This is a genomic window from Natronospira proteinivora (assembly GCF_024170465.1).
Lineage (GTDB): Bacteria > Pseudomonadota > Gammaproteobacteria > Natronospirales > Natronospiraceae > Natronospira > Natronospira proteinivora.
In genome coordinates this window covers 1,167,427-1,190,690 of record NZ_JALJYF010000001.1, presented here as the reverse complement: position 1 = coordinate 1,190,690, position 23,264 = coordinate 1,167,427, and the positions used below count along the sequence as shown (strand labels likewise).

Genomic DNA, 23,264 nt, shown 5'->3' with positions numbered 1-23,264 from the left:
CCTCGGTGGAATGTAACAATGGGGACAGCCCCCAATAATTGCAGGAACGGGAATCATGGCGGATATCAAGACAGTGGAAGGTGAAATGGTGGTGAAGGGGGCGAAGTTCGCCATCCTGGCCACTCGCTTTAACAGCTTTTTGGTGGAACGGCTGGTGGAAGGCGCGGTGGATACCCTGCGTCGCCACGGCGCTCGGGAAGCGGATATCGAAATCATTCGCGTCCCCGGCGCCTGGGAGCTGCCCCTGGCGGCCCGCAAGGTGGCGGCCACCGGCCAGTACGATGGCATTGTGGCCCTGGGCTGTGTCATTCGTGGGGCCACGCCCCATTTTGACTATGTCTGCGGCGAATGCACCCGCGGCCTGGGCCGGGTGTCGGACGAAACCGGGCTGCCGGTGGGATTCGGCGTGTTGACGGTGGATACCATTGAGCAGGGCGTGGAGCGCTCCGGTACCAAGGCCGGCAACAAGGGCGTGGAAGCCACCACGGCCGTGATCGAAATGGTCAATCTGCTAAAGCGGATCGGAAGCTGATGAGCGAAACGCGAGAAATAGCCCAGCGCCGCAGCCGGGCCCGCCATCTGGCCGTGCAGGCGGTCTATCAATGGCAGCTGGCCGACACCGACACGGCGGATCTGCTGGCCCAGTTCCACGAGGAAGACGGCATGGACCGGGCGGACGGGGAGTATTTCGATGCCCTGGTCCGCCAGTGCCTGGCCGATCCGGCGACCATCAAGTCCCAATTCGATGCCTTTCTGGATCGGCCCGAAGTGCAATTGGACCCGGTGGAGCGGGCTATCCTCATGGTAGCTACCCTGGAGTTGCGGGATCGAATTGAAGTGCCCTGGCGGGTGGTGTTGGATGAGGCGGTTTCCCTGGCTCGGCGCTTCGGCGCGGATGACAGCCACCGTTTCATCAATGCGGTACTGGATCGGGCCGCCGCCGAGTTGCGCAAGACCGAGCGAGGCCGATAAGTGGGGCTCCCGGAGAGTCAGTCTGGCCGGCGCAAAATTCATGAGCGCCGGATCATTTGCGAGGGCTTTCAGCGGGACGACGGTCTTTGGGATATCGAGGGCCGGCTCACCGATGAAAAAACCTACCCCTTCGAGAACCAGTATCGGGGGGTTATCCAGCCGGGGGAATTCATTCATCGAATGGGGCTGCGCATGACCCTGGATGATGATTTTCTCATTCACCGGGTGGAAGCGGCCATGGATGATCATCCCTTCGCGGTTTGCCCGGAAATCACCGCCGCCTTCCGCCGGGTTGAGGGTCTGGTGGTCAAACCGGGCTGGTCACGGGCCATGCGTGAGCAGGTAGGAGGTGTTAAGGGCTGCACCCATCTGGTGACCTTGCTGGACAACCTGGCCATCGTGGCCTTTCAGACCATCGGGCCGCTCAAGAAGAAAGACCCCACTGTGGCCAGTCGGGGCAAGCCCCGTCATATCGATTCCTGTCATGCCCTGCGTTCGGACGGCCCGGTGGTCCGGGAGCACTATCCGCGCTGGTATCAAAAGCCGGATCGAGGCTAGGCACCCATCAGTGAGTGAACGGCCATGAGTCAGCGGGAATTCGACCTCATCCAGCGCTATTTCCGGCAGGCGGTGTCACCGGCTGCGGATCTGCCTGTTGGTATCGGTGATGATGGTGCCGTGGTCTTGGCCGGTAATACGAATCTGGCCTGGGTCATGGACACCATCAATGAAGATGTTCATTTCCCGCATGATGCGCCCGGAGCGGCCGTGGGCCATCGGGCGCTGGCCGTGAATCTCAGTGACATGGTGGCCATGGGGGCCCAGCCGCGCTGGATGTTGCTCTCCCTCTGTCTGCCGGAAGTGGATGAGGCCTGGCTGGCCGATTTCAGCGATGGTCTGCTGTCCCTGGCCCGCGACTCAGGTGTCACCCTGGCTGGCGGTGACACCACCCGGGGACCGCTTTCCGTGGCCGTGACCCTGCTCGGGCCCCTGCATGGTCAGGCGGTTCAGCGCAGCGGGGCGCGCCCTGGTGACCGTCTGCTGGTGTCCGGCACCCTGGGGGATGCCCGTGCCGGCCTGGACATCGCTCTGGGGGATGGGCATGCGGCGGATGCGGTGGAATCAGAACTGCTCAAGCGCTACCTCTACCCCCAGGCCCGTCTGGCGCTGTCGCCGCTGTTGGCCCGTCATGCCCGGGCTGCTATCGATTTGTCCGATGGCCTCGTGGGGGACTTGACGCATCTGTTGTCGGCCAGTGGTGTGGGGGCCACGATCCACAGTCAACGTCTGCCCCGTTCCCGCGCGCTCATGGCCCATGCCGAAGAAGAGTCCGATGCCCTGGCTCTGTCCGGCGGCGATGATTACGAGATCCTCTGCGCCGTAGCTCCGGAGGCGGTTGAGACCCTGGTTCGAGAGGCCGCCGCAGAAGGAATCATGCTGAGCGACATTGGCGAGATCACCCAAGGTCCGGAACTGACGGTGCTGGATCGCGATGGCCAGCCTGTGCCCCTGGAAGCTGGTTTTTCCCATTTTGGAGATGACGATGCGTAAGCATGCGCCTTTCCCGCCAGCGGTCACGGTATTCACTCAGCCGGTTCATTTTTTAGCTTTCGGCTTCGGTCTGGGTCTGTCCCGCAAGGCCCCGGGTACCGTGGGTACGGTGGCCGCTTTGCCCTTGATCCTGCTTTCCGCTACTTGGCCACTCTGGGCACAGGGGCTTTTGGCATTGTTGGTTACGCTGGCGGGGTTCTGGATTTGCGGGGAAAGCGCCCGGCGCCTGAACAGTCACGATCATCCGGGTATCGTCTGGGATGAGATTGCCGGCTGGTTGATTACCATGCTGGTGGTGCCGGTAACCCTCTGGACTCTGGTGGCGGGTTTCCTGCTTTTTCGTTTTTTTGATGTGCTCAAGCCCTGGCCCATCAGCCTGCTGGATCGGCATGTTGGTGGCGGTGTCGGCATCATGATGGATGATGTGCTGGCCGGTGTCATGGCGGCGGTCCTGCTTTGGGGTGGTTATGCCTTCTGGGTGTTCTACTGGTAGCTCCTTGTCCATCGTGTCGCCGGCCCGGGGCGGGCTGGTGGACGGTGGGTATTCGTGTTTACATTATGTAGTGGCTTATCAAGAGGCCCAATCCGCCTGGGGAAATAACACCATGACGAGCCGGAAACGAGGAAAGGAACGGATTGTCCCCCTGGACAAGCCCGCACCCAAGCGCATTGGGAAGTACATTCTGACCCGTGAGCTGGGTCGTGGCAGTACCAGTACCGTCTATCTTTGCCACGATGCTTATCGGGGCCGGGACGTGGCGGTCAAGCTTTATACCTCGAGCGATGAGTTGAGCTCGGAAGAGGCCGAAATCCGGCGCCGGCTTTTTTTCAATGAAGCCCAGATGGCGGGGATGCTGGATCACCCCAATATCCTACCGATTCTCGATGCCGGCGAGCTGGATGATGTTCGCTATGTGGTGATGGAATACATCAGCGGTGCCCGCCCCCTGTCCGAACACACTCACCCGGATCATCTGCTGCCCGTGGGCAAGGCCGTCGAAGTGGCCTTTAAGTGCGCGCGGGCCCTGGAATATGCTCATCGCCAAGGAGTCATCCATCGGGATATCAAGCCCGGCAATATCCTCTTGACCCGCGATGGTGATGTTCGCCTGGTGGATTTCGGGGTGGCCCGAACGGCTTTGGGGGGGCTGAATCAGGTACGAGGCCTGATCGGCTCGCCCAGCTATATGCCCCCCGAACAACTGACAAAACATATCACCACCCGGGAAACGGATCTCTATGCCTTGGGTGTGGTCCTCTACGAACTGTTGACCGGTAAACGGCCTTTCTACGGCGATACTCTGGAAAAGCTTCGCCAGCAGGTGAGCTATGCCTCTCCCATGCCGGTGCATCGCCTGCGTGAAGAAGTGCCGCCGGAGCTGGAGCGAATCGTCAACCGCTCGCTGGAAAAGCAGCCCGGGAGGCGCTATCGCTCCGGGCTGGAATTTGCCGCTGATCTCTCCCAGGCCTTCAAGCAGGCCGCCCGTCTGCGTCAGCAGCTGGTGGAGCAGGAGCGTTTCCGCCAGTTGCGCCATTTGAGTTTCTTTCGGGATTTCGCCTATCCCGATATCTGGGAGCTGCTCAATGCCGGCAGCTGGGAAGAATTCCGGGAAGGCGAAACAGTGGTACGGGCCGGGGAGCTGGACCAGAGTTTTTTCGTACTGGTCAGTGGCTGCGTGGCCATTCAGCGAAGCGGCGAGCGGGTGGGGCAGTTGCGGGCCGGTCAGTGCTTTGGCGAGGCCGGTTATCTGGATGAAGTCCGGCGGGATTCCAGTATCGTGGCCGCAGAGGAGGTGGAGGTCCTGCGGCTCACCGCCACCGCCGTGGATCGTTGTTCCTCGGATTGCCAGCTGCGCTTCATGCGCCAATTCCTGCGTATGCTCCTGGCCCGACTAAGCAGCTAAAAGCCTTGGCCCACGCCAAGACGCCAAGGTGGAAAAGCCCGTAGGAGCGAAGTTATTCGCGATGGGCTTTGAGCCACCGCCATTCCCTCTGTCAAGCCAATCGCGGATGAATCCGCTCCTACGGTGGTACCGCTGTGGGAGGGCCATTCCTGGCCCGACGCTTTCGGCTGTGAGCGGTCTGGGTACTTTGCAACACAGAGGTCACAGAGCATCCGCAGAGCTCGAAGAGCTTTCTTAAGCTAATCCCCCCTTCGTGTCCTTCTGCCTTTCTTCGCGTACTTCGTGATTGATTTTAAATACAAAGGCGAACACGAAGGGCACGAAGAAAGGCAGAAGGGCAGGAATCAATCCATGCCGGGCGGTTTTCTCAGGCGTTTGTTCTTGCCCCGTTTTTTCTTTTCGTCCACCCGACGGGCTTTGGCGCGTTTGCTGGGTTTGCTGGGGCGGCGTTTTTTGGGGGTGATGGCCACGCTGCGGATGAGCTGTTGCAGGCGGGCCAGGGCGGCGGCCTTGTTGTCTTCCTGGCTGCGGGTCTCGTCGGCTTTGAGGACCACCAGGCCGCTCTTGGTGATGCGGTGGTCGCTCAATGCCAGTAGCCGTTCCTTGTAGAAATCCGGCAGGGAGGAGGCGGCGATATCAAATCGCAGCTGAATGGCGGTGGAAACTTTATTGACGTTTTGGCCCCCTGCGCCACGGGCACGAATGGCTGTGAGTTCAATCTCCTCGTCGGGAAGATGAACGTTATTGGAAATCTCCAGCATGAAGGTGACCCGAGGCGATCCGGAGTGACCGGGAGAGCGGCAAGGGCCGCTCTCCCGGTGCTCATGAATCAGTGCTTTTGTTCCGCTTCCTTGTCTTTCTCAATCAAGGCATAGGCGGAATGGTTGTGAATGGATTCGAAATTCTCCGAGGCCACGGTGTAAGCGACAATCCGCTCATCCCGATTCAGGGCTACGGCAATATCCCGGACCATGTCTTCCACGAACTTGGGGTTATCGTAGGCCCGTTCGGTCACATGCTTTTCATCAGGCCGCTTGAGCAGGCCATACAGCTCGCAGGAGGCCTCGGCTTCCACCAGGTCGATGAGCTCCTCGATCCAGACGAAATCTTGAATCCGAGCCTTGATGGTTACATGGGAGCGCTGATTGTGGGCGCCGTAGTCGGAAATTTTCTTGGAGCAGGGACAGAGACTGGTGACTGGAACCACCACTTCCACGGTCATGTGGTTTTGGCCATTACTGCGCTCGCCGAGAAAGCCTACTTCGTAATCCATCAAGCTTTCCACGCCCGAGATGGGGGCTTTCTTGTTGACGAAGTAGGGGAAGCGCATTTCGATATGCCCGGCATCGGCTTCCAGCAGTTCGGTCATGTCCCCGAGCATATCCTTGAAGGATTTGACCGTGATCTCCCGGTCCTGGTTTTCCAGGATCTGGACGAAACGGGACATATGGGTGCCCTTGAAGTTATGGGGCAGGTCCACATACATATTGAAGTTGGCAATGGTGTGTTGCTCGCCGCCGCTGCGGTCGCGGACGCGCACCGGATGGCGAATATCCTTGATGCCCACCTTGTTGATGGGGATCTGACGGGTATCGGCGCTGCCCTGGACATCATCGATGGCGGTGACGTTGGCCTCGGTCTGTTTGCTCATGATCCGAAAATTCCTCTTTGTGTCAGAAGTGGCCTGGACGGTTTCAGGAAACCTGGCTCTGTTTCTTTTCAGCGGATAGATGCGTCGTCAGCCAACGCTCAATACGCCGGTGCATTTGCTCGACCGTAAGGCCGGCTTCCCCTAAAACGTCCCCACGGGAACCATGGCCCAGGAAATCATCCGGTAGGCCGATGGTCAGCGTGGGGCGTTCAACGCCCAATTCCGACAGGCATTCCAGCACGGCGCTTCCCGCACCGCCCTGAATCGTATTGTCCTCAATGGTAACCAGGGTTTCGTGCTCCCCGGCTGCCGATTCGACAGCATCCCGGTCCAGGGGTTTCACAAACCGCATGTCCCAGACACTGGCATTCAGTAATTCGGCAATCTCTACAGCCTCGGCCAACAGGGCGCCAAAGGACAATATGGCCAGTCCCTTGCCTTGCCGAATCTGTCTGGCCTTGCCCCAGGGAAGTTCGCTCATCTCGGATTCGATGACGGCGCCCGGCCCCTGGCCCCGGGGGTAGCGAACCGCGGCCGGCCCCTCATGGCAATAGGCGGTATAGAGTAGTTGCCGGCATTCGTTCTCGTCAGCCGGTGCCAGGACGGCCATATTGGGAATGCAGCGCAGGAAGCTGATATCGAAACTGCCGGCATGGGTGGAGCCGTCGCCGCCCACTGGACCGGCCCGATCGATGGCAAACAGAACCGGCAGGTTTTGTACCGCCACATCATGAATGAGCTGATCGTAGGCCCGTTGCAGGAAGGTGGAATAGATGGCCACTACCGGCTTGATGCCGTCACAGGCTAGACCCGCGGCCAGGGTGACGGAATGCTGTTCCGCGATACCCACATCATAATAGCGGTCCGGGAATCGCTTGTGATAGTCCACCAAGCCCGAGCCTTCCCGCATGGCCGGGGTGATAGCTACAAAACGCTCGTCTTTGGCTGCCATGTCGCAAGCCCACTCACCGAAGACCTGGGAATAGCTGGGGCCGCTGGCTCCCTTTGGGGCCATCTTGCCGGTCTCGGGGTCGAACTTGCCGGGCCCATGCCAGGTGATGGGATCCAGCTCCGCCGGTCCGTAACCCTTGCCCTTGCGGGTCACCACATGCAGAAACTGCGGACCGGGGCGTTCCTGGAGATTGCTCAGGGTTTCCACCAGGGTGTCCACATCATGACCATCCACGGGGCCGATGTAATTCAGGCCCAGTTCCTCGAACAGGGTGGCGGGCAGTACCATGCCCTTGAAATGCTCCTCGGAGCGGCGCACCAACTCCCGCAGGGGTGGGACCAGTTCCAGTGCCTTCTTGCTGCCTTCCCGGAAGCCGCCATAGAGGCGACCTGAAAGCACCCGGGAGAAATAGTTGGACAGGGCCCCCACGTTCTCGGAAATGGACATGTCATTGTCGTTGAGAATGATGAGCATGTCCGCTTTGCTTGAGCCGGCGTGGTTTAGGGCCTCGAAGGCCATGCCGGCAGTCATGGCACCGTCACCGATGACGGCCGCGACCTTGCGATCGCCGCCTTGCACCCGATTGGCCAGTGACATGCCCAGGGCCGCACTTACGGACGTCGAGGAGTGGCCTACCCCGAAGGTGTCGTACTCGCTTTCCGCCCGCTTGGGAAAGGGGGCGAGGCCACCGGGCTTGCGGATGGTATGCAGTTGTTCGCGACGGCCTGTAAGAATCTTGTGCGGATAGGCCTGGTGGCCCACATCCCAGACAATCCGGTCATGGGGTGTCCGGTAGGCGTAGTGCAGGGCAAGCGTCAGTTCCACCACGCCCAGGCCGGCAGCGAAATGACCGCCGCTGGCACTGAGTGTCGTTACCATGAAGCGGCGCAATTCCTCCGCCACTGCAGGCAGCTCGGCCCGGTCCAGGGCGCGCAGGTCTTCCGGGCTCTCGATACCGGAGAGCAGTGGGTATTGGGTGTCAGTTCGGGTCATTGTGCGGACGCTTAGTGGGACAAGGGCAAATTATCCGCCCCCAAGGGGGGTGCAATCAAGTTGAACACCGGATTGTCGGTAAATGATTGTTCAATGCGATCGCTGCATCATCGCATCGATCAAACCTGCCAGGAGCTCGCTCCGCTGACCAAAGGGGGCCAGGGCCGAGAGTGCTTCAGCGTAAAGCTGTCGGTAGCGTCGTGTGGCTTCTTCGGTGCCCAGCAGGCTGGTGAAGGTGGGATGGGCCCGGGCGGCATCGGCGCCTTGTCGCTTGCCCAGGACTTCGGTGTTGGTGGTGGCATCCAGTACATCGTCCTGGATCTGAAAAGCCAGGCCGATGTCCCGGCCAATATGACCCAGCTGATCCAGCCGGGAATCCGGAATTTCATCCGCCGCCAGCCCGCCTAGTTGAAGAGCTGCGGCGATAAGGGCGCCGGTCTTTTGTTCATGCAGACGGGTCAAGGCCGCTTCATCCGCCGGGCCGCCCGTCAAGGCCAGGTCAAGCGCCTGGCCGCCGGCCATGCCCAGTGGGCCGGCGGCTTCGGCGAGCAGGGCGATCATGCGGGCAGGACGGGCGGGGTCGGGATGAGTAATCCCGGCCAACTGGCGGAAGGCCTCGGATTGCAGGGCATCGCCGGCCAGGATCGCCGTGGCCTCATCAAAGGCCAGGTGGCAGGTGGGTCGTCCTCGGCGAAGGTCGTCGTCATCCATCGCCGGCAGATCATCATGGATCAGGGAATAGGCGTGGATCATTTCCACCGAGAGGGCGACCGTATCCAGCCTCGACTGGGGCGCGTCCAGCAGGGCGCCGGCTGCGTAGACCAGTAGGGGGCGCAATCGCTTGCCGCCACCGGTCAAGCCGTAGTCCATGGCAGCCAGCAGCTGATGCCGGGACGGGGACTCAGGGAGGCATTGGCTCAGTTGCGTTTCGATTCGGGCCTGCAATCGGTTCAAATGGCCTTCCACCGTGTATCCTGCCGTGCTGGAATCAGTTGGATTCGCCATCCTCATCTTCCTCGAAAGGGCTCAATTCCGTATCCTCACCATTTCCGCTCAGCTTCTGAATCTTCTGTTCGGCCTGGGTTAGGGCATCCCGGCATTGCCGGGTCAGGGCAACCCCGGATTCAAACGCCTTCAGGGATTCTTCCAGACTGAGATCGCCACCCTCCAGACGCTCCACCAAGGCTTCCAGCTCATTGAGCGATTGTTCGAAATCCACCTGTTTGTCTTTCTTTTCCGCCATGGTCTGTGTCCTCTTCCATGCCAGTGAAATCGCGGCTAACCCTACCGCGTCCACCCCCGTGTCGCAATCCATGATCCCGTTTTCCTTGACATGGCGGGATTGAGGGGTAGAATCCCGACCCATCCCGGACCGACCGGTCGGTCGGTCGTTGAATATTCGAGGTACCCATGGCCGATAACCCTTCCCGCTGCCCCGTCCGGCCCGGCTCTTCCGAAACGTTTTCGGAGGGGGCGTGCAATATTCTGGAGGTGGCGATTCGTCTGTTTGCGGAACACGGCGTGGAAGGCGTTTCCATTTCCCGCATCGCCCGTGAAGCGGGCGTGGGCAAGGCCACGGTGTTCCATCACTTTCCCAGCAAGGATGCCCTGCATCGGGCCGTGCTCTGGCAGGTCAATCAGCGTGTCCTTTGGTTGGTAGAGGATCGCTCCTGGGAGGCGGGTACTTTGGAAGATTGCATGGCGGGTTTTATCCGGGACCAGCTTCAGACGTTTGAGCATGATGGTGACCATCTGCTGCGACTGGTTCGTCGGGAAATGATGGCAGGGAATCCCGAATCCCTGGCCCAGATTTCGGAAATGATTTCCGAACCCTTTACCCGGCTCAGAGGCCATCTGGAGCGCCGTCAGGAGAAGGGTGATCTGCCCGCCGGATTGGACGTCAATCTCCTCGCCTGGTTGCTGATGAAAGTGGGTGTCAGCTATCACGAAGGCCGTGGGGTATTGACTCGTATTCCCGGTTTTGACTTGGCCGTTGACCCCGACCGCTTTAGCCGCCTGATGGCGAAATTACTGATTAATGGCTGCCTTTCGGAAGCCTGCTGTACCGAACCCCAAGATTCCAATCCAAGAGAGAAGAAGAGGACTGCCGATGAATAAGGAAACCAGCATGCCCATGACGCCGGGAATGACGTCGGCACTCTGGCGGCTGCCAGTCTTGATGTTGCTTGTCCTGGCCGTTTCGCTGTCGGCCTGCGGGGACAACCAGGCAGAGGATAATGGTGATGACGAAGGTCCTGAGGGCACCCCGGTACGAGTGACTGAAGTGGAAGTGGCTACCGTGGACGAGGTGGAGCGCTCCATGGGGACGGTGGAGACCTTCTCCAGCCCAACCGTTGCGGCCGAAGTGGCGGGTCAGATTCGCCGGATTGAGGCTGACGTAGGGGATGAGGTGGAAGAAGGAGACGTTCTGGCACGAATTGAGCGTGAGCCCTTTGAACTGGGTCGCAATGTGGCCGCTTCCGAAGTGGCGCGGTTGGAAGCTCAGGTACGGCGCATGGAAATGGATTTGCAGCGCTTGGAGCGTTTGTCGGAGCGGGAGTATGCCACCGAGCAGGATCGGGATGCCTTGTCTGCCGAGCTGGATGCCACCCGGGAACAACTTGGCAGTGCCAGACATCAGCTTGCCCAGGCCGAGCGGGACCTCCGTCTGACCCGAATCGTGGCACCGTCCTCGGGCGTGGTGGACGAGCGCATGATTTCGGAAGGCAGTTACATCAGCGCCGGCTCGTCCGCTTTTCGTATTCAGCCCCGTGATCGCTATCGGGCGGTCGTTTCCTATCCCGAGAGTGTGGGAGATCGCCTCTCCCGGGGTATGGAAGTCATTCTCCATCCGCGAGGCGGACGCAGTGGTGAAGTCAGGGGTGAGCTGACACGGCTGCAGCCTGCGGTGGATCCGGGGTCACGCTCGGTTAGGGCCATTGTGGAGTTTGAGAACCCCGGCAATTGGCGTTCTGGAATGACCGTGGAAGCCCGTGTGGTGGTGGAGCAGCGTGAAGAGGCCATCCGAGTGCCCACCATCAGCCTGGTTCAACGACCTGCCGGTACGGTGGTTTATCTCGTGGATGACGAGGAAGTGGTCGAGACCGAAGTGGAAACCGGTGTTCGGACCTCGGAATGGGTGGAGATTCATTCCGGGCTGGAGCCCGGCGATGTGGTGGTGACCGACGGTGCCAACTTTCTTTCGGATGGAGCCGCTATCCGGGTAAGGGAGGACGACTGATATGACACTCCCAGAGTTTTCCGTTCGACGCCATGTGATGGCCTTCATGATGAGCGCGGTCCTCGTGCTCTTTGGTCTCATTGGCTATAACGATATTGGCACCGATCGTCTGCCGGATATTGATTTCCCCATTATATCGGTGGTGACCGTCATGCCGGGGGCAGACCCGGATATTGTGGATGCCAGTGTGACTCGGGAAATCGAGCGTACGGTTAATACCGTACCGGGTATCGAAGACCTCCAGTCCACCTCTTCGCCGGGGACTTCCTCGGTTACTATCACCTTTGATCTGGACGTCGATATCGATGTCGCCTTTAACGATGTCCAGGCCAAGGTCCGGGAAGTGGTCAATCAGCTGCCCACCGATGCGGAAGATCCCATTATCAGCAAGGTGGAAGCCGATGCCCAGCCGGTGATGTGGCTTTCCCTGCAAGGTGATCGAACGCTGCAGCAACTTTCCGACTATGCCGATAATAATATCCGGCGACGCCTGGAAACCGTTTCCGGTGTGGGGGATGTTCTTATCGGCGGTGGCCGGGAGCGTAATATCCGGATTGAGCTGGACATGGAGGATCTGGCTGCTGAACGGCTGGCTGTTCAGGATGTGATCGATGTGCTGGAATCCGAGCACTTTCAGTTACCGGGCGGCTTCCTGGTAGGGGGTGTTCGGGAACAGCTGGTCAAGTTGGATATGGAGTATGACGATCCAGATGAACTTGCCCAGATGATCATCGCTAATCGGGAAGGCCATTTGGTCCGCCTGGGTGATGTGGCCGAGATTGTAGATGGCCTGGATGACTACCGTAGTCTCGCCCGCTTCCAGGGAGAGGAGACCATTGGTATTGGTGTGGTGAAAATCGCCGGCACCAATACCGTGGAGATTGTCAATGAAGTTCGACGCCGGGTAGCTGAAGAAATCGAACCCCAGCTCCCCCCCGGCATGCAGCTGACGGTGTCTTCGGACCAGTCGGTCTTCATCAATAATTTGATTGATAATCTGGAAAGGACCCTGATTCTGGCGGTGATTCTTGCCGCATTGGTGATGTGGTTCTTTCTCAAGAGTTTGCGCTCCACGCTGATCATCGCGGCCTCCATTCCGGTGTCGTTGCTGGCCGTGGTCTCGGTGATCTACTTTTTCGGCTATACGCTGAACTCCATGACCATGCTGGCCATTCTATTGTTGATTGGGGTGGTCGTGGATGATGCCATTGTGGTCTTGGAGAATATTTACCGACACCGGGAGGAAGGCGAGGAAGATCCGGTCAAGGCCTCGATCGATGGTTCCAATCAGGTATTTTTCGCCATCATCGCTTCATCCCTGTCACTGATTTCCATCTTTGGCCCGGTGATCTTCATGGAGGGGATCATAGGTCGCTTCTTTGAATCCTTTGCCGTGGTGGTGGTGTTCGGGATACTGGCCTCGACCTTCGTGGCGTTGACCCTGATTCCCATGCTCTGCTCGCGGTTCCTTCATGTGCCCAAGGCCCATGGGAAAACTTATTGGGTACTGGAAAATGGTTTTCGGGCCATGGATCGATTTTATCGGGGCCTGTTATCCCGGGCTCTGACCCATCGTGCTCTCGTGATGCTCGTGGCCGTGGTGCTGGTGGTACCGGCTTTCATGCTGGCTGGACAGCTGGGGGGGGAATTCGCACCGGAAGAAGATGAAGGTCAGTTTGTCGTCAATTACCGGGTGCCCCTGGGTTCCAGTATTCATTACAGCAATGAAAGGCTGCAGGAAATCGAGGCCATTGTGGCCGAGCAGCCCGAAGTAGATGCCTTCTTCGCCGCTATTGGTCTTGGTCAGGGCACTGGCCAAGTCAACGAAGGCATTGCCTTTGTTCGCCTGAAGGATTATTCCGAGCGGGATGCCAGTCAGCAGGAAGTGATGGCCCGTATTTCGGAACGGTTTGAAGATCTGTCCGGCGTTCGAGCCTTTGCCTCTCCCCCCGGTCTGGTTGGGGGACAGCGGGGTGAGCCCCTACAGTTCTTCCTCCAGGGGCCGGACGTGGAAGAGCTGGCCGAACTGGCCCGTGATTTCGAGAACCGCTTGAATGAAGTGGATGGTATGGGGCGGGTTGATCTGGACCTACGTCTGGATCAACCGGAGATCAACCTCCATGTAGATCGTGAAGAAGCCCGGATGTTGGGTTTGACCACCTTCGATGTAGCACGGGCGGTCAATGTTCTGGTGGGCGGTATCGATGTGGCCCGCTATGACGATGACTTCGGCGGTGGTGAGCGCTATGACGTGCGCCTCAAGGGCCGGGAGGATCAGTTTGAAGTGATGGATGACATCCGCCGTATACAACTTCGGACGGCTAACGGTGATCTGGTCCGGCTGGATCAGGTAGCCCGTCTTGAAGAGAGTATTGGGCCGGCGGTGATTTCGCGCTTCAACCTGGACTATAGTGCGCCTTTCTATGTGGATCCGGATGTACCGCTGGGCGAAGCCGTGGACAAGCTCAATGATCTGGCGGCAGAAGTATTGCCTTTGGGTTACAACGTGGAAATCACTGGCGAGGCACGGGAATTCGAAAGAACCATTTTCGCGATTTTATTTGTCTTTGCCATGGCTATTATTCTCGTCTACATGGTGCTGGGCAGCCAATTCAATTCCTTCATCCAGCCGGTCATTGTCATGCTGGCCATGCCCCTGGCCATCATGGGGGCCCTGGTGGGGCTCTTTATTACCGGTCAGAGTCTGAATATCTTCTCCATGATCGGGATGGTCTTGCTTATCGGTGTTGTAACCAAGAACTCGATTCTGCTCATAGACCTGACCAATCAGTTCCGGGACAAGCGGGGCTTGTCGGTGGATGAAGCCTTGAAGGAGGCTTGTCCGATACGTCTGCGGCCCGTGTTGATGACATCATTGACGCTGATTCTGGCCATGGTGCCGGCCGCCCTGGATACCGGGGCCGGTGCCGAGGGCAACTCCGCCATGGGGGTGGCCATTATCTTCGGCATGATGGCTTCCACATTGTTGACCCTGGTGGTGATTCCCACGGCCTACTCACTGGTGGAAAATTACCTGGCCCGTAAACGCCAGTCCGTTGAACCCGCGGCTCAGGAATAAAGCAGCGATAAAGGAGACAGGAAGATGGTCAAGCTGCATAAAGTGCTAATAGCATGTTTGTTGGCGATGGGCGTATTGATGACCTCGCCGTTGAAAGCCGAGGGTCTGGGTCTGGTGGAAATCTATCAGATGGCGCTGGAAAACGACCCGCGCATTCATCAGGCTCGGGCACAACTGGAGCGGGCCCAGGAAGCCACACCTCAGGCCAGAGCTCGCTTGCTGCCCTCGGTCTCTCTTTCCGGGCAGGTACAGGAAAGCTGGTCGGATGGTGAGCAGATTGGTTTTGATCCGGCTACCCAGGATGTGGGCCTGGTGGACTTCGAGTCCAATACGGAAACCACCAGCTATGGGGTGGAGATCCGCCAGACACTGTTCCAGTGGGACGCCTGGGTCGGCCTGAGTGAGGCGGAGGCCCGGGTGGCTGAAGCCGAAGCCCGCTATGACGGAGCTCTCCAGGACCTGTTGATTCGGGTGGCCGAGGCCTATTTCGGTCTTCTGGTGGCGGAGGAAACCCTGGCCACCCGTGTGACAACGCGGGAGTCCTTCGAGATGGAGAAGGAGCGGGCCGAGTTTTCCCGGGAAGTGGGTACCGCTTCCAGAACCGATGTGGAGGAAGCCCGGGCGGCCCTGGATCGTGCCCGCTCCGATGAGATTGCCGCGGAACGGCAGTTGGAAGGGGCACGGGAAGCGCTGTATGAACTCACCGGACGATATATCCAGCAGGTTCAGGGGCCGGGTAGTGATGTGGAGCCCAGTTTGCCGGAGCCAGGTGATATCGATTTCTGGGTGGAACGAGCGCTGGACAATAACCCGGAGGTGGTGGCGGCCCGTTTTCTGGCGGAGTCGGCCGAAGGGCAGGTACGTCAGGCACGTAGCGGGCATTATCCCACCCTGGATCTGGTGGCATCCCGGCAGTGGATGGACAGCTCCGGTGACAATCCCTTCCAGAATCAGGATACGGTTAATGACAATATTCAGCTTCAGCTGAATGTGCCGCTGTTCGCCGGTGGTCAGACCCGCTCCCAGGTTCGAGAGGCACAGGCCGGGGAGCGGGAAGCATGGGCCGGGGTGGAGATCGCCATGCGGGAAGTGCGCCGGGGTGCCCGGGACGCCTTTTTGGGGATTCGTTCCAGCGTGGCACAGATTTCGGCCCTGGAGCAGGCGGTGCGATCCAGTGAAGCGGCGGTGGAGGCCACCGAGATCGGTGTGGAAGTGGGGACGCGAAGCACCGTGGATCTGCTTAATGCCCGCCGGGAGCTCTCTAATGCCCGGACACAGCTGAGCGAAGTCCGCTATGCCTATCTGATCGATACCCTGCGCCTGCAACGGGCCGTCGGTCAACTGGATGGTGAGCAGATGGAAATGCTGGGTGCCCTCTTTCTGGAAGAATAGGCCTGATTTATGACACATCCAGCCTCCGGTGCCTTGCGCCGGGGGCTGGATATTGTCTCCCTCCGCTTGCTACCTCCCTGGAACTCTTCTTCTGCTTCCCGTCAAGACCTGTCGCCGACCGGGACAGTCGTTTAGAATCCCTGCTGTTCGTTAACCCCTGAATAATGAGGTCCCATGAGCCAGACCTACGATTCCTCCAGTATTGAGGTCCTCACCGGCCTGGAGCCTGTGCGCAAGCGGCCAGGCATGTATACCGATACCTCCCGACCCAACCACCTGGCCCAGGAGGTCATCGACAACAGTGTCGACGAGGCCATCGCCGGCCACGCCAAGCTGATTCATGTGATCGTACACAAGGATGGGGGATTGGAGGTTCGAGATGACGGCCGGGGCATGCCGGTGGACATGCATGCCAAGGAAAAGGTGCCGGGGGTGGAGTTGATCCTCACCCGTCTCCATGCGGGCGGCAAGTTTTCAGATAAGAATTACCAGTTTTCCGGCGGCTTGCATGGGGTCGGTGTCTCGGTGGTCAATGCCCTGTCCAAACGGCTGGAGGTGCTGATTAAGCGCGATGGCCATGAATGGGCCATGGCCTTTGAGAACGGCAAGCCGGTGGAAAAACTCAAGAAAGTGGGCAAGGTGGGCCCCCGGAATCGGGGCACGCGCCTGACCTTCTGGCCGGATGCCAGCTATTTTGAATCCGCCAAGTTTTCCATCCCCCGCTTGCGCCATGCCCTGCGGGCCAAGGCGGTACTTTGCCCGGGGCTGACGGTTCGCTTTGACCATCCGGGTGCTGAAACCGAGGAGTGGTGCTATCAGGGCGGGGTGGCCGATTACCTGGCCGAACAGATGGGCGGGCAGGAGACCTTGCCGGATGAGCCTTTCGATGGGCGGATCGACGGCCGCAATGAGGCCGCGGAGTGGGCCATTGCCTGGTTGCCCGAGGGGGGCGATCCGGTCAATGAGAGCTATGTGAACCTGATCCCCACCATCCAGGGCGGCACCCATGTGAACGGTCTGCGGGCCGGTCTCACCGAAGCCATCCGGGAATTTGCCGATTTTCGAAACCTCTTGCCGCGCGGGCTGCGGATCACGCCGGAAGATGTCTGGGAAAACTGTGTCTTCGTTCTGTCAGTCAAGATGAACGACCCCCAGTTCTCGGGCCAGACCAAGGAGCGACTCAGTTCCCGGGAATGCGCGCCTTTTGTCTCCGGTGTGGTCAAGGATGCCTTCTCCCTGTGGCTGAACCAACATTCCGACGCCGGTGACAAGATCGTCCAGCTGGCCATCAGTAATGCCCACAAGCGATTGAAGGCCAGCCGCAAGGTGGTCCGCAAGCGGGTGGTCCAGGGCCCGGCCTTGCCGGGAAAGCTGGCCGACTGTACCGCCCAGGATCCGGAACGCACGGAGCTGTTCCTGGTGGAAGGGGACTCGGCCGGCGGCTCCGCCAAGCAGGCCCGCGCCCGGGAATTCCAGGCGGTCATGCCCCTGCGGGGCAAGATCATGAATACCTGGGAAGTGGACCCGGCACAGGTGCTGGGCTCCCAGGAAGTCCACGATATCAGCGTGGCTTTGGGCGTGGACCCGGGCTCGGAGGATCTCAAGAACCTTCGCTACCAGAAGGTCTGCATCCTGGCAGATGCCGATTCCGACGGCCTGCATATCGCCACCTTGCTGTGTGCGCTGTTCTTGCGTCATTTCCGTCCTCTGGTAGCTCAGGGGCATATCTTCGTGGCCATGCCACCCCTGTACCGGATTGATGTGGGCAAGCAGGTCTTCTATGCCCTGGACGAAGCGGAGAAGCAGGGCGTGCTGGACCGTATCGAGGCGGAAAAGCTCAAGGGCAAGCTGGCAGTGACCCGTTTCAAGGGGCTGGGTGAGATGTCCCCAGTGCAACTGCGTGAGACCACCATTGCCCCGGAGACCCGGCGTCTGGTGCAGCTGACCATCGCCGACGGCGACGATACCTACCGCGTCATGGATATGCTCCTGTCCCGCAAGCGTTCCCCGGATCGCCGTCAGTGGCTGGAATCCAAGGGCAACCTGGCCGACACCGAAATTCTCTGAAGGAAGTTCAATGACCGAGACGCTGAACCAAAACGAGGCCAACTGGGAAAGTCAGTCACTTAAGGATTTCTCCGAAAAAGCCTATCTGGACTACTCCATGTATGTGGTCCTGGACCGGGCCCTGCCTCATGTGGGTGACGGTTTGAAGCCGGTGCAGCGGCGGATTGTCTATGCCATGTCCGAGCTGGGGCTGACCGCTGCCGCCAAACCCAAGAAATCCGCCCGTACCATTGGTGACGTGCTGGGCAAGTACCACCCCCATGGGGATTCCGCCTGTTACGAGGCCATGGTGATCATGGCCCAGCCGTTTGGCTATCGCTATCCCCTGGTGGACGGGCAGGGTAACTGGGGCTCTCCGGATGACCCCAAATCCTTTGCCGCCATGCGTTATACCGAGGCCCGGCTGGCGCCTTATGCAGGGGTCTTGCTGTCCGAGCTGGGGCAGGGGACCGTGGACTGGGGACCCAACTTCGACGGCACCATGGAAGAGCCGGAGGTACTCCCGGCGCGGCTGCCCAATGTCTTGCTCAATGGCACCACCGGGATCGCCGTGGGCATGGCCACCGACATCCCGCCCCACAACCTGAGGGAAGTAGCGAGCGCCTGTGTGCGCTTGCTGGAGAACAGCCGCACGCCTCTGGAAGAGCTTTGCGAGTACATCCAGGGGCCGGATTACCCCACCGAGGCGGAGATCATCACTTCCCGGGAGGATATCCGAAAGGTCTACGAGACCGGCAATGGTTCCATCCGTATGCGTGCCGCCTGGAACAAGGAAGAGGGTGAGATCGTGATCACCGGTCTGCCGCATCATACCTCCGGCAGCAAGGTGTTGGAGCAGATCGCCGAGCAGATGCGGCAGAAGAAACTGCCGCTGGTGGCCGATCTGCGGGACGAGTCAGACCATGAGAACCCGGTGCGTCTGGTGGTGGTGCCCCGCTCCAATCGGGTGGATTCAGAACAGCTCATGAATCATTTGTTCGCCACTACCGACCTGGAGCGCAACTATCGGGTCAATCTGAACGTGATCGGCCTGGATGGCCGGCCTCGGGTTCGTAACCTGAAGGAGCTGCTGAGCGAGTGGCTGCAGTTCCGCCTGCAGACCGTTACCCGGCGTTTACAGCATCGTCTGGGCAAGGTTCAGGCCCGTCTGCATGTCCTGGAAGGCCTGCTGGTGGCCTATCTCAATATTGATGAAGTCATCCAGATTATTCGCGATGAGGACCAGCCCAAACCCGTTCTGATGAAACGCTTCGGCCTGAGCGATCACCAGGCCGAAGCCATCCTGGAACTCAAGCTGCGCCACCTGGCCAAGCTGGAGGAAATGAAGATCCGGGGCGAGCAGGACGAGCTGGAGGCCGAGCGTCAAAAGCTGGAAAAGACCCTGGGCTCCCCGCAACGGATGAAAACCCTGATTAAAAAGGAAATCCTGGCGGATGCCGAACGCTATGGCGATGACAGGCGTTCGCCCATCGTTAGCCGCAGTGCCGCCAAGCCCCTGGATGAAACCGACCTGGTGCCGTCTGAACCGGTGACCGTGGTGCTTTCCAAGCGGGGCCTGGCCCGGGCGGCCAAGGGCCATGATGTGGACCCGGTGGGTCTCAACTACAAGTCCGGAGATGGTTATCTGGCCTCCGCCCAAGGCCGCAGTAACCAGCTGGCGGTCTTCATGGATTCCACCGGACGCAGCTATACGGTGCCCACCCATACCTTGCCTTCCGCCAGGGGGCAGGGTGAGCCCTTGTCGGCCCGGGTCAATCCACCCGATGGGGCGGAATTTGCCGGCGTCATGATCGGTCAGGAAGATGACCGTTGGTTGCTGGTGACGGACCAGGGTCACGGCTTTGTCTGTCGTCTGGGCGATATGTATTCACGTAACCGCAAGGGCAAGGCCGTGCTCACCGTGCCCAAGGGGGCCCAGGTGTTGCCGCCTACCCCGGTGGTGGATCCGGAGCATGACTGGATTGCCGTGGCCGGAAGCGAGGGGCATTTCCTGACCTTCCCCCTGGTGGATTTGCCGGAGCTGAGCCGGGGCAAGGGCAACAAGCTCATGGGCATTCCGCCGAAGAGGCTCAAAGCCGGGGAAGAACGGGTGGTGGCTGCCACCGCCTTCGACGAGGCCGACTCACTGGTTCTCTACAGCGGACAGCGCTACAAGCGGCTTAGCCCCACGGAGCTGGAAGAGTATGTGGGTGAGCGGGGCCGCCGTGGCTATAAGTTGCCCCAGGGCTGGCGCAAGGTGGATGATCTGGTGCCCCAGGCCCGTCTCAGTGGCAAATAGGGTATAGCCGGTTCGGGAAAGCGGAGAACCTTTCCAGGAAACCGGGGTCCATTGCCTTGAGTTTTCAAGTGGCGACCCTATCTTGTCCAGAGAGTTAATCGAGTTGGAGCGTGAACAACAATGAAGCGAGTCGGCCTTTTTGTCCTGACCAACCTGGCCATTGTGGCCGTGCTGTTTATTGTCGCCTCCATTCTGGGGGTGGACCGTTACCTGGATGAGCAGGGTGGGATCAATTTTCAGGCCCTGCTGATCTTCTCTTTCATCCTTGGCATGGGGGGCTCTTTCATCTCCCTGGCCATATCCAAATGGTCCGCCAAGAAGATGACCGGGGCACAGGTCATCACCCAACCCCGGAACGAGACCGAGGCGTGGCTGCTTCGGGTGGTGGAGAATCAGGCACGCCAGTGCAATATTTCCATGCCCGAGGTGGCCATCTATCCCGGCGAGGAGCTCAATGCCTTCGCTACCGGCATGAACAAGAACAAGGCCCTAGTGGCAGTCAGTATGGGCCTGTTGCGCAATATGAGCCGTGACGAAGTGGAAGCGGTCCTGGGCCATGAAGTGAGCCACGTCGCCAATGGCGACATGGTGACATTGGCGCTGGTGCAGGGCGTGGTCAACACCTTCGTCATCTTTCTGTCACGAGTGATTGGTCACTTGGTGGACCGGGTTATTTTCAAGAATGAATCCGGTCATGGTATCGGCTTCTTTATTACCGCGTTCATCGCCCAGATGGTCCTGGGTATCCTGGCCAGCACCATTGTCTTCTGGTTCTCCCGCTATCGGGAGTTCCGGGCTGACGAAGGCGGTGCTGCGCTGGCAGGAAGGGAGAAGATGATTTCGGCCTTGAAGCGCCTGGGTGGTGTTCAGAATCAGGAGTTACCGGATCAGATGGCGGCCTTCGGTATATTCGGACGCCCGGGGCAGGGCATCAAGCGGCTATTCATGACCCATCCGCCCATTGAGGAACGCATCCATGCACTCCAGCAGATGCGGTGATCGTAGGCCAAGCCAACACAAAAAAACCGGGGCTAGTCCCCGGTTTTTTTTGTGTTGGCTGATTCTAAGGGCCGGTCAGTCCTGTTCTTCCATCACCACTTCAGGTTCCTGAACGTAGTTGCCTTGGATATAGGCCACACCCAGCTGGAACAGAACGGCCATGGTGTTGGCTTCTTCCACCCGCTCAGCCACAGTGGCAATGTTCTTGTTTTTTGCCAACTCGATAAACTGCTCCACCTGCTCACGTTTGGCATCGTCACTGTCAATGCCCTGCATGAATGAGCCATCCACCTTGAGGAAGTCCATCTCCAGGTGTTCCAGGGTTTGCATGGAGTTCAGTCCCACACCAAAATGCTCGATGGCAAAGCCGCAACCAAGCTTTCGCACTTCGCCCACAAAATACTTGGCTTCCTTCAGTCGTTTATCGATGGAGTTCTCGGATATCTCAAACACCAGATGCTTCTGTGGCACCGGCATGTTTTTGACCTTGTTCAGAACCCATTTGGTCAATTTCGGATCAGCCAGGGACTGGTGGGAGAGTCGCACGAAGAAGCGACCCCCATTGCCCTTGTTGACCCGTTCAACCAGAACCTCGATGGCATGATCCAAGACCCAGTGGTCAATTAGGCCCACCAGACGATTTCGTTCGGCGGCAGGCATGAATTCATTGGCCTGGAATTCCTCGCCATCTTCCGTTCGCAGCTGAACCAGGATATCGAACAGATCTGAATCGCCGCCGGTCAAGTCAGCAATGGGCTGGTTGACCAACTGGAAGAGATCCTGCTCAACACCCGCCTTGATGCGTTTGCTCCAGGCATGGTCTGATAGCTGCCCCTCGGCATCGGTCTCCGGTGGTTCATAGACAACCACCTTGCCACCACCGGCTTTCTGAGCCTGGCCGATGGCTTCTTCCGCCGTGGCCACCAGGTCATCCGCGGTTTCGATGATCTCTGACATTTCACTGATGGCGATGGAGCAGGTCATTGCGGTGGACTGCCCTCCTGCTTCGAATACATGCGCCGCGATACGCTTGTTCAGGTCATCGGCCAGCTGTTTGATGGTGGCTATATTGCCCCGTTCCATGAGTACTGCCACGGTGGTATCACCGGTGCGACCCGGGAGATCCGCGTCGTCAATATAATCGCTTACCAGTGAAGCCACACCCTTTAGGACCTGATCAGAAGCCACAGCACCAATCTTCTTTCTGATGGAATCGAACTTGTCGGGTTCCACCATCATCAACACGCGGGCCTTGTCATCCTTTTGCCGGCTTTCGAAGCGCTGGGTGAGAACCTGATTGAAGTAATTGCGGTTGAACAGACCAGTGAGGGAATCCCGGCGCTCCAGTTCGGCCAATTGCCGCTCGTATTCCTCGCTGTCGCCACCGGACTCGCTGGGAATGGCCATTTCCACCGCAGGCTCACCGTCCATCTCCAGGGCCCGCAGCTCCACAGCAAGCTCAAACTCACTGCCATCATCCCGGCGCCCCTTTAGCTCGAGAGGCTCTTCGCTGCCCTTTCCCTTGAGGGTATTCTTGATGGCCTTGCGGACGGCGTCCTGGGATTCCTTGCTGAAGAAATCCATCACAGGCATGCCTTCCACTTCATCGGCATCCTCGAAGCCGAACAGCTCCACGTAGGCTGGATTGGCATTTACGTGGATGCCTTCCTGAATGTAGGCAATGGCATTGGCTGTCTTGTCGATGATGCCCTCGAAGCGTGCCTCGTACTCCTTCAGCTGGTCTCGGGCCTGTTTCAGGGCACGGCGTTGGGCCAGAACTTCCAGTTCTCGTGACACCACCGCCACCAGGCGTTCCGTCTTTTCCAGGGAAACCAGATCCCGGGCACCATTCTGGATGGCCTTGGCCACGGCTTCCTCGGAGACGTCATCACTGATGGCGATGACGGGCACCAGGGGGGTATGCCGATCTCGGAGTTCGATCACCTTGGACAATCCCGCCCCGGCCCCCTTGGTGTAAGAAACAATGAGGTCGGGTTCTTCGCCGGTCAGTTCCTTCTCCAGGTCCTCGAAGCGACTGATCCACTTGGGGCGTACCGCATGGCCGGCATTCCTCAGCAGCCGGTTCAAGACCTCGGCATCATCCTGGGACTGGGTCAGAACTATGGCGGGAAGGTAGCTTCTCTTCATTATTGGATCTTTTGCCTGGACCGTGGGAAATAAAAGA

19 protein-coding genes are annotated in these 23,264 nt (G+C 59.3%); 13 read left to right on the top strand and 6 right to left on the bottom strand.

What is annotated here, in order from left to right; genetic code table 11:
- Window positions 1–55: 55 nt before the first annotated feature.
- The 6 genes from ribH to J2T60_RS05615 all read left to right on the top strand — a co-directional run bounded on the left by ribH (window position 56) and on the right by J2T60_RS05615 (window position 4,427).
- Entirely contained in the window at window positions 56–532 is a 477-nt protein-coding gene (gene ribH / locus J2T60_RS05640; protein WP_253446568.1) for a 6,7-dimethyl-8-ribityllumazine synthase, read from the top strand.
- A complete protein-coding gene (nusB, locus tag J2T60_RS05635) occupies window positions 532–972 on the top strand; it encodes a transcription antitermination factor NusB (protein WP_253446564.1) in 441 nt (146 codons plus the stop codon). Before ribH ends, nusB begins: the two co-directional genes overlap by 1 nt.
- The gene (locus tag J2T60_RS05630) at window positions 973–1,530 is read left to right on the top strand and encodes a DUF2889 domain-containing protein (RefSeq protein ID WP_253446562.1); all 558 of its coding nucleotides are present in this window, start codon (window positions 973–975) and stop codon (window positions 1,528–1,530) included. It begins immediately after the preceding gene.
- A gap of 24 nt (window positions 1,531–1,554) precedes the next feature.
- On the top strand, window positions 1,555–2,523 hold the full coding sequence (gene thiL, locus J2T60_RS05625; RefSeq protein WP_253446559.1) for a thiamine-phosphate kinase: 969 nt from the start codon (window positions 1,555–1,557) through the stop codon (window positions 2,521–2,523).
- Window positions 2,510–3,016 carry a phosphatidylglycerophosphatase A family protein gene (locus tag J2T60_RS05620; RefSeq protein ID WP_374728472.1) on the top strand — a complete coding sequence of 169 codons (507 nt, stop codon included), beginning with the start codon at window positions 2,510–2,512 and terminating at the stop codon, window positions 3,014–3,016. Before thiL ends, J2T60_RS05620 begins: the two co-directional genes overlap by 14 nt.
- Before the next feature lie 112 nt (window positions 3,017–3,128).
- On the top strand, window positions 3,129–4,427 hold the full coding sequence (locus J2T60_RS05615) for a serine/threonine-protein kinase (protein ID WP_253446553.1): 1,299 nt from the start codon (window positions 3,129–3,131) through the stop codon (window positions 4,425–4,427).
- A gap of 344 nt (window positions 4,428–4,771) precedes the next feature.
- On the opposite strand, the gene arfB is transcribed toward J2T60_RS05615, so the two are convergent.
- The 5 genes from arfB to J2T60_RS05590 all read right to left on the bottom strand — a co-directional run bounded on the left by arfB (window position 4,772) and on the right by J2T60_RS05590 (window position 9,266).
- Window positions 4,772–5,188, bottom strand: coding sequence for an alternative ribosome rescue aminoacyl-tRNA hydrolase ArfB (gene arfB / locus J2T60_RS05610; protein ID WP_253446550.1), 417 nt, complete (start codon window positions 5,186–5,188; stop codon window positions 4,772–4,774).
- Window positions 5,189–5,256: 68 nt separating this feature from the next.
- The gene (gene folE2 / locus J2T60_RS05605; protein WP_253446547.1) at window positions 5,257–6,078 is read right to left on the bottom strand and encodes a GTP cyclohydrolase FolE2; all 822 of its coding nucleotides are present in this window, start codon (window positions 6,076–6,078) and stop codon (window positions 5,257–5,259) included.
- 43 nt (window positions 6,079–6,121) lie between these two features.
- Window positions 6,122–8,023, bottom strand: a complete 1,902-nt coding sequence (dxs, locus tag J2T60_RS05600) for a 1-deoxy-D-xylulose-5-phosphate synthase (protein ID WP_253446545.1) — start codon at window positions 8,021–8,023, stop codon at window positions 6,122–6,124.
- A 90-nt stretch (window positions 8,024–8,113) separates the two neighbouring features.
- On the bottom strand, window positions 8,114–9,034 hold the full coding sequence (locus J2T60_RS05595) for a polyprenyl synthetase family protein (protein ID WP_445376042.1): 921 nt from the start codon (window positions 9,032–9,034) through the stop codon (window positions 8,114–8,116).
- Window positions 9,012–9,266, bottom strand: coding sequence for an exodeoxyribonuclease VII small subunit (locus J2T60_RS05590; RefSeq protein ID WP_253446541.1), 255 nt, complete (start codon window positions 9,264–9,266; stop codon window positions 9,012–9,014). The genes J2T60_RS05595 and J2T60_RS05590 overlap by 23 nt, the downstream gene beginning before the upstream one ends.
- Before the next feature lie 167 nt (window positions 9,267–9,433).
- On the opposite strand from J2T60_RS05590, the gene J2T60_RS05585 reads away from it, so the two are divergent.
- The 7 genes from J2T60_RS05585 to htpX all read left to right on the top strand — a co-directional run bounded on the left by J2T60_RS05585 (window position 9,434) and on the right by htpX (window position 21,079).
- The gene (locus tag J2T60_RS05585; protein WP_253446538.1) at window positions 9,434–10,141 is read left to right on the top strand and encodes a TetR/AcrR family transcriptional regulator; all 708 of its coding nucleotides are present in this window, start codon (window positions 9,434–9,436) and stop codon (window positions 10,139–10,141) included.
- Window positions 10,134–11,264 carry an efflux RND transporter periplasmic adaptor subunit gene (locus tag J2T60_RS05580; RefSeq protein WP_253446535.1) on the top strand — a complete coding sequence of 377 codons (1,131 nt, stop codon included), beginning with the start codon at window positions 10,134–10,136 and terminating at the stop codon, window positions 11,262–11,264. Before J2T60_RS05585 ends, J2T60_RS05580 begins: the two co-directional genes overlap by 8 nt.
- Window position 11,265: 1 nt before the next feature.
- Window positions 11,266–14,343, top strand: a complete 3,078-nt coding sequence (locus J2T60_RS05575) for an efflux RND transporter permease subunit (protein WP_253446532.1) — start codon at window positions 11,266–11,268, stop codon at window positions 14,341–14,343.
- A 24-nt stretch (window positions 14,344–14,367) separates the two neighbouring features.
- Window positions 14,368–15,735, top strand: coding sequence for a TolC family outer membrane protein (locus tag J2T60_RS05570; RefSeq protein WP_253446529.1), 1,368 nt, complete (start codon window positions 14,368–14,370; stop codon window positions 15,733–15,735).
- A gap of 174 nt (window positions 15,736–15,909) precedes the next feature.
- Window positions 15,910–17,802, top strand: coding sequence for a DNA topoisomerase IV subunit B (parE, locus tag J2T60_RS05565; protein ID WP_253446526.1), 1,893 nt, complete (start codon window positions 15,910–15,912; stop codon window positions 17,800–17,802).
- A gap of 10 nt (window positions 17,803–17,812) precedes the next feature.
- Window positions 17,813–20,080 carry a DNA topoisomerase IV subunit A gene (gene parC / locus J2T60_RS05560; protein ID WP_253446523.1) on the top strand — a complete coding sequence of 756 codons (2,268 nt, stop codon included), beginning with the start codon at window positions 17,813–17,815 and terminating at the stop codon, window positions 20,078–20,080.
- A gap of 120 nt (window positions 20,081–20,200) precedes the next feature.
- Entirely contained in the window at window positions 20,201–21,079 is an 879-nt protein-coding gene (gene htpX / locus J2T60_RS05555; protein WP_253446521.1) for a protease HtpX, read from the top strand.
- 75 nt (window positions 21,080–21,154) lie between these two features.
- Here the strand turns inward: htpX and J2T60_RS05550 are convergent, their stop codons facing one another.
- Window positions 21,155–23,227 carry an EAL domain-containing response regulator gene (locus tag J2T60_RS05550; protein WP_253446518.1) on the bottom strand — a complete coding sequence of 691 codons (2,073 nt, stop codon included), beginning with the start codon at window positions 23,225–23,227 and terminating at the stop codon, window positions 21,155–21,157.
- Window positions 23,228–23,264: the final 37 nt, after the last annotated feature.